We start from the raw sequence: 8088 nt of genomic DNA on the forward strand, positions 1-8088 counted from the left end.
CCCATAACCCATCGCCCGCTTGTCTGGTTCGTGGCAACGATGTTACTGCTGTTGCCCGTCCTTGCCCATGCGCAAGAGCCTCTGAAGACACTCACGCTGTTCGAGAAATTCGGTGACCGGCCCAACGTGACCCGTGTGGAACTGAACGGAGAAATCCTCCGTTCCTACCGGATGACGACCTACAAGAGCCTCGTCTTCAAAGACGTGACCGACTATCAGAAAGAGGTGGAAGAGTGCCTGAAGTATGACGTGGCACACTCCCTGCAAGTGAAGAAAAGCCAGGAGGTGACAGACGGCGGTGTGCTGCGGAGCATCTACTACCAACTGACTCCCGTGAAACGGAAGCAACGATACCTCCTCTTCAAACGCGGAAAGGAGCAGACCGCCGCCCTGATATTCATCGAAGGAGAACTCACCGAACAGGAGCTGATGAAGATGCTCTATCAGAAGCGGTGAAACCCTGCCATCCATTGTCCAATCAACAAAAACAACATATCCCAATGAAAGCAAAACAGATGATTACGGCATGCGCCCTCCTGCTGACGGCAGTATGCCCCGCCCACGCACAAGCGTTGTCCCCCACCACCGACATTGCCACCGACACCCTGCGCCATGCCCGCATCAGCACGCAAGGCGACTCCATCATCATCCGACGGGGAAGCGGAGACCTGCGCATCCGGATTTACGAGAAACAAGAAAAAGCGGGAAAACCCGACGAGCAAAAAGAGGTGGAACTCTTCGAAGGAGTCTATCTGGAGAAGGCAGATGCCGACAAGCGCACCTTCCTCGATGCCCTGCCCTTCATCCCCAAGAAGAAAAAATACCACTACGACCCGCATTGCTCCGGCGTGTTCATCGGCTATAGCCGCCTGGCGGATGACTTCCTCTCCTTCAGTTCCGACAGCCCGATGGAGCTCAACCTGTCCAAATCTTGGGAATTCGGTTTCGACCTCCTCACGGATTATCACAGCTTCAAGAAAAACCCGCATTGGGGCATCAATATGGTCATAAGCTGGGGTTACCGTTCATTCAGTTTTGATGGCAACCACGCCCTGCTGAAAGAAGAAGGCAACAGCATTTTCACCACAGGCGATGAAGAGACCGCATATAGCAAGAGTCGTTTGCGCCATTTCTTCTTCCGCATACCCGTATTGCTGGAATGGCAACAAAGCTACAACAAACTGTTCGTCAACGCCGGTCCCGAATTCGAGATACGCCACGGTGTGAAGTCCTTCTCGCACATCAACGGTGGTAAGAAGCAAACGATAGGTAAGGGAATGTATGTGCGACCTGTCGGCGTCAACCTGCTGGCGCAAGCGGGTTACAACAATTTAGGCATTTACCTGCGCTACTCCATCAACGAACTGTTCCAAAAAGACAAAGGGCCGAAGGTATCGCCCTACTCGTTCGGTATAGCGTGGTATTGGTAACTTACCCATTATCCATATATTGGGAGGTGTGTCAAAACGAAAAGAAACCGGCATAATGCATAGATTTTAGGCACGGGATTACACGGATTTTACGGTTCAGTCAAGAAGAAAAACCGTGTAAATCCGTGTAATCCGTGCCTAAAAGAAAGTGAGATGCACATCTATATATCAATGAAATCTTTCCTATATTCAAGCGCATGAAGACATCAATTGAAGTTGCTTTTTCCTTGTCATGATTCTTAGTTTACCGAGTTTATAGAAAAAAGCCGAAAGACAGCATAGTGGCAACATTCCATTCATTTCCGATATAGAAAACATCAACCATCCCCTTCTTGCTTCTTTTACATCCATGTGTAATGTTTCCGTCTCCACTACCAACCGTAGAGTAATCATCATAACGAGAAGAACGAACGCCATACCCCACAAGTCCCTTTACATATACATCAACTATTTGATTCCCACTCTGGAATATCTCATAACCAGGACCAATAGCGCCCAACAGCGTATTCCGTTCATCGCGTACAACGAAAGGAGCTCCTTTCTGTATAACTTTCTTATCGCCTTCATGAGTTCCCCAATGTCCCATCAGTTCACAAAAGGAATGCTCCGAAAAATAGAAACGGGCACGTACATCAAGTGCAAATCCTTTTGGAGAATACGCATCCGACATCCATTCATATCCGGCTCCGATACTATAAAGCGCCGCCCCATCCTTGAAGCCACTCTCCTGAGCAGCCACTCCCCGACAAACATACGGCAAGAAACAGATGGTCACAATCAAGAGAAACTGTCGGGGATTTAATCGCCTCTTGCCTTCATGCTCAATCCAAGACGGCACAGGAAGCCCGTCGCCTATTCTCTTATGCACCGAAGATAATCTCATTTCACCACAGGATTATATTGTTCGGCAATGGCAGTGAAGTCGAACGCATCAATCTCCTTGTTTGCTATCTTTTGGCACAATACGGGGTCATCGGAAAGGTATTCCTGCCACTGCTTGCGCATATACGACCGGCTGGATATGCTTCTTCCGATAAGTATCGGACACTCATCTTTCTGACGCCTGATACAGTATTTTATGCCCTCATCCCTGCTGTAAGTAATGACCAAGGCTCCATCTTTGGCAAGGCTGTATGTATGCCCATACGCAGTGATGAGAAGATGATCGCCCGCACTGTTCAGTATCTGCCAATTCTTGAATGTCCGGAATTTCAGTTCCCCTTTCCTTGTATATGGTATCTTAGCTTCCGTATATACCAATGTCTGCCGTTTCTCAAGATGGTTTTTGCGTGCCAATGTCATATATTCAATCTCTTCGCTTTTGATTTTCTTTCTTCCTTCGTCCGTCTTGATGCTGATGGTTTTGGCACCGGAAGGAAGATTGGAAGAGCGCTGTCCACCTATTTGTCCGGCAATCAACTGATTGTCCTTAGTGGTAATCTCCGTGTCATAGTAGGTAGTGCCACTGATTATAAGTTCCGCAACCTGACAAGAATAAAACGAGCATGCGCAAAATACTGACATGGCAGCCAGCAGAAGGTAGGATTTCTTAGAATGTCTCATAACAAATAGTATTTGATTAACGCCTCAAAATTAGGGCATAATAATCAAATAGTTATCAACATAGGTTGAGATATGGACTTAAGAAAAAGGGAAAGTATCGGTAAATGTCAGTTCTTTCCGGATGCGGCTCAGGTGTGTAGGCGTAATTTGCAGATAAGAGGCCAATTCTTTGAGAGTGATGTTTTGCAAGATATCCGGACACCGCCTCAACAAGGCAAGATAACGTTCTTTGGGCGACAGGCGATATAAATCCAGGTATTGTGTGTAAGCCTGCCGGAACAAACTTTCCGTCAGTATCTGGCGTTGCATCGGCGACTTCTCAAGCAGATGCTTAAATTCAGCAGCCGGACACATCATAACTTCTGTCTTTGTCGCCGCTATTATATTGCTTTTAACAGGCTGCCCGCTTACAGCACTTTAAAAAATCACCAACCGGACAGCCGCTGAATACAAAACCTGTAATGTGTTCTTCTCCACACGTATCTGTTACGATATATTTAAAATATCCTTTCCTGATAAATCCCCAATACTTAATGGTATCTCCACAGCAAGCAAAGGATTCCCCTTTCTGGAAACACTTCAATATTCCCTTTTGGTAACAGATGTCACGCCAGAAAGCCATATCCACACTACTTACGTATGCATTGAAATTTTCCATAATAACTCACTAAACTTTCACTTAACAAAGAAAACTGGTCAAGGCCGTTCCATTCATCATGTTAAGAGTTTCCTACATCTTTAATAATGACGAATTGAAACGAACTTGACCAATATATTGCGATAATAAACGCTGCGTTGCTCAAATATGGGTCCTCCCCCGTATTTCCATTCACATAAATTGCTTCCGTCTCTCTTAGAAACGCATTCCCAACGTAAGCATCACTTTGCTGCGCGTATTGGTAACCTTCGTTGCCGGCGGTGTCACCAGACCGTCTATATCATTATAGAACGGATAGAAGTTCGACTTATACGTATCATATTTATAAGCCAAATCCGCATAGAACGAAGAGAAGCGATAACCGATACCCAACGTAAACGTATTCATAGCCTGATTGTTGGCAAAGTCCGTATCCGTATTGATGGAATTGGAAGGAAGCGCCTTCACCGCATCGTCCTTATAGGCAGCTGAACTATAATTATAACCGGCACGCAACGAGAACGAGGAAATCGGTTTGAACTCCGCACCCAAACGCAGCGTATGCACGCCCTTCATACAAAGATCAGCCTCGCCCGTTTCCCAAGCCATTTCATCGCCGTATGGATACTTGAACTTCATGCTTGAATAATCTTCGTATTCATATTCAGCACCCAAAGCCACCTCTTTACCAATCGTGTAACCCAAACTTGCATTGAACACCCACGGAGTTTGCAACTTAAAATCACGTTCCATATCCCTGCCATCCAATGCCGCATAAGTATCTACGGTGGTTTTGGTCAAAACCTCATCCCCGGTAGCATCGGGCAAATACATATCCGAATTAAGCAAGGCACCCGTGGTGTAGGTCAGTTTATAATAGGTAGGAGTATGCACAGCCAAACCGATACGCAACGGAGAATCCTCTATCGGACGAAGAATAGCACCGAACTTGAAGTCGTAGCCGGAACCATGTATGCGGTTGAAGCTCTCCAAAGAGTAACCCTCCTGATAATTCTGTCCATCATCCCAGGTGTAATTGAAATTCTCATCGTACAACGAGTACTTACGATAGTTCACATCGTAGGCACCAATGGTAACACCAAAATAGAAACGGTCGTTTACGTTGAACGAAACGTTGAAGTTGTACTGGTCAATACCGCCACGCTCGCGCGACAAGAAATAGGCATCGGCCTCAGAAGGGATGTATGGGTCGTAGAAATCGGGATACCCCTCCTCTCTATTCTCGAAAAGAAGAGCGCCTTGATAGCCAAGAGCACCCAGCCAACCGGCATCATTGTTACGGTAAATATCTTTGGAGTTCCAATCCAATGGCTTCCCATAGCTATGATAGACATAGTCTTGTGCATCGGTGGCCTGCTGAGCCATGCTACGTATCTGCGAAAGATAGAGGTTATCGATGCTTCCCATCATGCCTTGCATCGTCATGTTCTTGTAGAACGACTTCGACCGATGATAGTTGAATCCCAGATTCACATAACGCAACGGAGTGTGGTTGCCTATTTTGGTGGCCAACACAAAGCCGGCATTATCAAAGTTCCAGCGGTTCTTGTTCGCTTCAAACTTGCTGCCCACATAATTGCTCTCCGTACCCGTTATCGAATAACCGAACGTAAGCATGGCATCGTTGCTACGATAAATACCGATACCTGCCGGATTGGTGGCGATGGTGGAAATATCACCGCCCAACGCCCCCATGGCACCACCCATTCCAACAAAACGGGCGGTTCCGTTCAAATCTTTTTGTGCAATGTTCGTTGCATCGTATATAGTCTGTGCTCCTGTGCTTGCAACCGCAAGCAGTGTAAGAGCCATCATGGTTATCTTCTTCATAATTCAGAATCTTGTGAAATTAAAAACATATTTGTATTTACCGTCTTCTGGAGCTGCTGCCACCACTGGAACGACTGGTGCTGCCACCACCGCCAGAATAGCTACGGGTGCTGCTGCCGCCACTTGAGAAACCGGAAGACGAACGTGTGGAACTGCCCGACGAACGCGAAGGAGCAGTGTATGAACGACTGCTACTATTGCGATTGTCATCGTTGGAATAGCTGCGTGCCGGTGCCGCACTCGAACCTCTGTTGTAAGTCGAAGAGCTTCTGCTTGAAGTTCCTACAGAGGAACGTGTAGCCGAAGAACGGCTGCTGCGAACACTCTCCACATTGCCACTATTGTACGAAGAACTGCTGCGGGTGCTGCTCGGACGCGTATAAGTAGAACGGCGAGTAGAAGCCGCATCTGAACGGGTGGCATTCGAACGAGTGGCAGAAGAACCGGAACGGACTGCAGAGGAAGAGCCGGAACGGACCGTAGATGAAGAGCGCGTGCCCACCACCCGACGGGAAGCTGACGTACCGGTAGTAGTGCTACGACGCACCTGACCGGAATTGCCCGTACTGCCCCGACGTATCGTCTGGCCGCCATTTACAGAAGAAGAACGGCGGGTAGTGGAAGACAATCCCCTATTACCTACGTATGAGGAACGGTTTGCACCGTAAGAGCGTCTGTCCGTATAAGCGTTATGCGCCCAATGACCGCTTCCCCAGTGACTGCCACCCCAGTGACCACCGTAATAATAAGGATGATGATAATAATGGTGATGGTGTCCCCACCAGCCACCTGCATGCCAGCCTCCCCATCCGAAGCTCCAACCGGGACCGTACCAGCTGTTCCATCCCCAGCCATAGTAGGGATAGCCGCCCCAACCGTAGGAGTTATAACGCCAATCCCACCACAGACGATTGGTGAATGTAGGGAAAGCGTAAGCATACAAGCCATCGGTATATACGTTCCACTCCCAGGAATTCAGCCCATAGACCACATCCCAATAGAGCGGGCTGCTGATGCTGATGGCATAACGGGGATTGCGGAAACGAATGATGCGGGTGGCATACTCATAGTCATCCTGCGAGCCTTCGAACCCGCCGTTCACCCATTCGCCATCCAATCCGTCATACGCCTTCTCCTCGATATAGAGCGTATCGTTCTCCATTCTGAAATCATTGTTGCGGGAATCGTAACGACGATTGTATTCGTCCACGTCGCGGGTGTTTCCTTTGCGGTCTTTCACCACCACCGTCGTACTGCCCGGCGATGTATAGACCGTGGTCGGCGCATTCGACTTTACCACGACTTCTTCTACAGGAGGAGCCACTCTCCGCTCCTGCTTCACTTCCACTTTCTTCTCCTCTTTCTTCTTGGAAGGAGTGAAGTAAAGGTCGTCATCTACACTTTGCGCCACCAGTGTCCACGGGAGGCACAAGGCAAAAAGCGATAAAGAAACAATCTTTTTCATATTCGTTTGGTTTATAGATTTTACATTCATCTGTTTTTTCGCGTCACAAAGATAATGCGGGAATTCATTCCATGCAGCAGATTTTCCCCAAAGATTGATAGGGAATTCCCTAAATGCGCCTTATCTTTGTACTCAAAACAAAAAATATACAAAAACGGTTTGGCTGCTTATGGATAAACAAGGGCCGCCTTTCGCATTTAACAAATAAATTTTATTCCGATGAAATACTTAGAATTTACATTCCGCACAACTCCGTGCACAGAAGTGGTCAATGATGTCCTCTCCGCCGTTTTGGGCGAAGTGGGGTTCGAGAGTTTTGTAGAGCAGGCCGATGGCATCGCCGCCTATATACAGAAGGAACTTTATAGTGAATCCGCCCTCCAGGAAATGCTTGCCGACTTCCCCCTGCCCGATGCGCAGATCACATACGACTACGTGGAAGCCGAAGACAAGGACTGGAACGAGGAGTGGGAGAAGAACTTCTTCCAACCTATCGTCATCGGCGACCGCTGCGTCATCCACAGCACCTTCCACCACGATGTTCCCCAAGCGGAGTATGACATCGTCATCAACCCGCAAATGGCTTTCGGCACGGGACACCACGAAACCACCAGCCTCATTATCGGCGAACTGTTGGACAGCGACCTGCAAGGCAAGTCTTTGCTCGATATGGGTTGCGGCACCTCCATCCTCGCCATCCTGGCACGCATGCGCAGAGCATCTCCCTGCACTGCCATCGACATCGATGAATGGTGTGTGCGCAACTCACTAGAAAACATCGGCCTGAATGGGGTGGACAACATCGCAGTCTTCCAAGGCGACGCCTCTTCATTGGAAAGCAAAGGCCCCTTCGACGTAGTCATCGCCAACATCAACCGCAACATCCTGCTGAACGACATGAAGCACTACATCGCCCGCATGAATCCCGGTGCGGAACTGCTGATGAGCGGCTTCTACACAGATGACATTCCTGTCATCCGCGAAGAGGCGGAACGCAACGGGTTGCGCTTTGTCCATCACCGTGAGAAGAATCGGTGGGCGGCGGTGAAGTTTCAGAAAAAATAAAACGAATCATTCATCCTTCAACGCCTCCACCGGCGAAATGGTGCTGATACGTCGTGCCGGAACATACACCCCCAGGC

8 protein-coding genes are annotated in these 8088 nt (G+C 48.4%); 3 read left to right on the plus strand and 5 right to left on the minus strand.

What is annotated here, in order from left to right:
- Together K2G43_RS13355 and K2G43_RS13360 are read left to right on the plus strand one after the other, a co-directional pair.
- Window positions 1-456 (plus strand): DUF6108 family protein (locus K2G43_RS13355; protein ID WP_366525065.1); only part of this gene is annotated, 456 nt, incomplete at its 5' end.
- A gap of 44 nt (window positions 457-500) precedes the next feature.
- A complete protein-coding gene (locus tag K2G43_RS13360; protein ID WP_300156076.1) occupies window positions 501-1430 on the plus strand; it encodes a hypothetical protein in 930 nt (309 codons plus the stop codon).
- A 253-nt stretch (window positions 1431-1683) separates the two neighbouring features.
- Here the strand turns inward: K2G43_RS13360 and K2G43_RS13365 are convergent, their stop codons facing one another.
- The 5 genes from K2G43_RS13365 to K2G43_RS13385 all read right to left on the minus strand — a co-directional run bounded on the left by K2G43_RS13365 (window position 1684) and on the right by K2G43_RS13385 (window position 6946).
- The gene (locus K2G43_RS13365) at window positions 1684-2313 is read right to left on the minus strand and encodes a hypothetical protein (RefSeq protein WP_300156079.1); all 630 of its coding nucleotides are present in this window, start codon (window positions 2311-2313) and stop codon (window positions 1684-1686) included.
- The gene (locus K2G43_RS13370) at window positions 2310-2993 is read right to left on the minus strand and encodes a hypothetical protein (protein WP_297642935.1); all 684 of its coding nucleotides are present in this window, start codon (window positions 2991-2993) and stop codon (window positions 2310-2312) included. Before K2G43_RS13370 ends, K2G43_RS13365 begins: the two co-directional genes overlap by 4 nt.
- Before the next feature lie 78 nt (window positions 2994-3071).
- On the minus strand, window positions 3072-3350 hold the full coding sequence (locus K2G43_RS13375) for a hypothetical protein (RefSeq protein ID WP_297642934.1): 279 nt from the start codon (window positions 3348-3350) through the stop codon (window positions 3072-3074).
- A gap of 496 nt (window positions 3351-3846) precedes the next feature.
- Window positions 3847-5481 carry a TonB-dependent receptor gene (locus tag K2G43_RS13380; RefSeq protein WP_300156083.1) on the minus strand — a complete coding sequence of 545 codons (1635 nt, stop codon included), beginning with the start codon at window positions 5479-5481 and terminating at the stop codon, window positions 3847-3849.
- A 37-nt stretch (window positions 5482-5518) separates the two neighbouring features.
- Entirely contained in the window at window positions 5519-6946 is a 1428-nt protein-coding gene (locus tag K2G43_RS13385; protein ID WP_297642931.1) for a hypothetical protein, read from the minus strand.
- A gap of 219 nt (window positions 6947-7165) precedes the next feature.
- Between K2G43_RS13385 and prmA the strand changes: the two genes are divergently transcribed.
- A complete protein-coding gene (gene prmA, locus K2G43_RS13390) occupies window positions 7166-8011 on the plus strand; it encodes a 50S ribosomal protein L11 methyltransferase (RefSeq protein WP_297642930.1) in 846 nt (281 codons plus the stop codon).
- The last annotated feature ends 77 nt before the right edge of the window (window positions 8012-8088 follow it).

Source organism: Bacteroides sp. (assembly GCF_029057325.1).
GTDB lineage: Bacteria > Bacteroidota > Bacteroidia > Bacteroidales > Bacteroidaceae > Bacteroides.

Coding starts and splice junctions, on each gene's coding strand:
- K2G43_RS13360 (WP_300156076.1), top strand. CDS start 501: ATGAAAGCAAAACAGATGATTACGGCATGCGCCCTCCTGCTGACGGCA.
- K2G43_RS13365 (WP_300156079.1), bottom strand. CDS start 2,313: ATGAGATTATCTTCGGTGCATAAGAGAATAGGCGACGGGCTTCCTGTG.
- K2G43_RS13370 (WP_297642935.1), bottom strand. CDS start 2,993: ATGAGACATTCTAAGAAATCCTACCTTCTGCTGGCTGCCATGTCAGTA.
- K2G43_RS13375 (WP_297642934.1), bottom strand. CDS start 3,350: ATGATGTGTCCGGCTGCTGAATTTAAGCATCTGCTTGAGAAGTCGCCG.
- K2G43_RS13380 (WP_300156083.1), bottom strand. CDS start 5,481: ATGAAGAAGATAACCATGATGGCTCTTACACTGCTTGCGGTTGCAAGC.
- K2G43_RS13385 (WP_297642931.1), bottom strand. CDS start 6,946: ATGAAAAAGATTGTTTCTTTATCGCTTTTTGCCTTGTGCCTCCCGTGG.
- prmA (WP_297642930.1), top strand. CDS start 7,166: ATGAAATACTTAGAATTTACATTCCGCACAACTCCGTGCACAGAAGTG.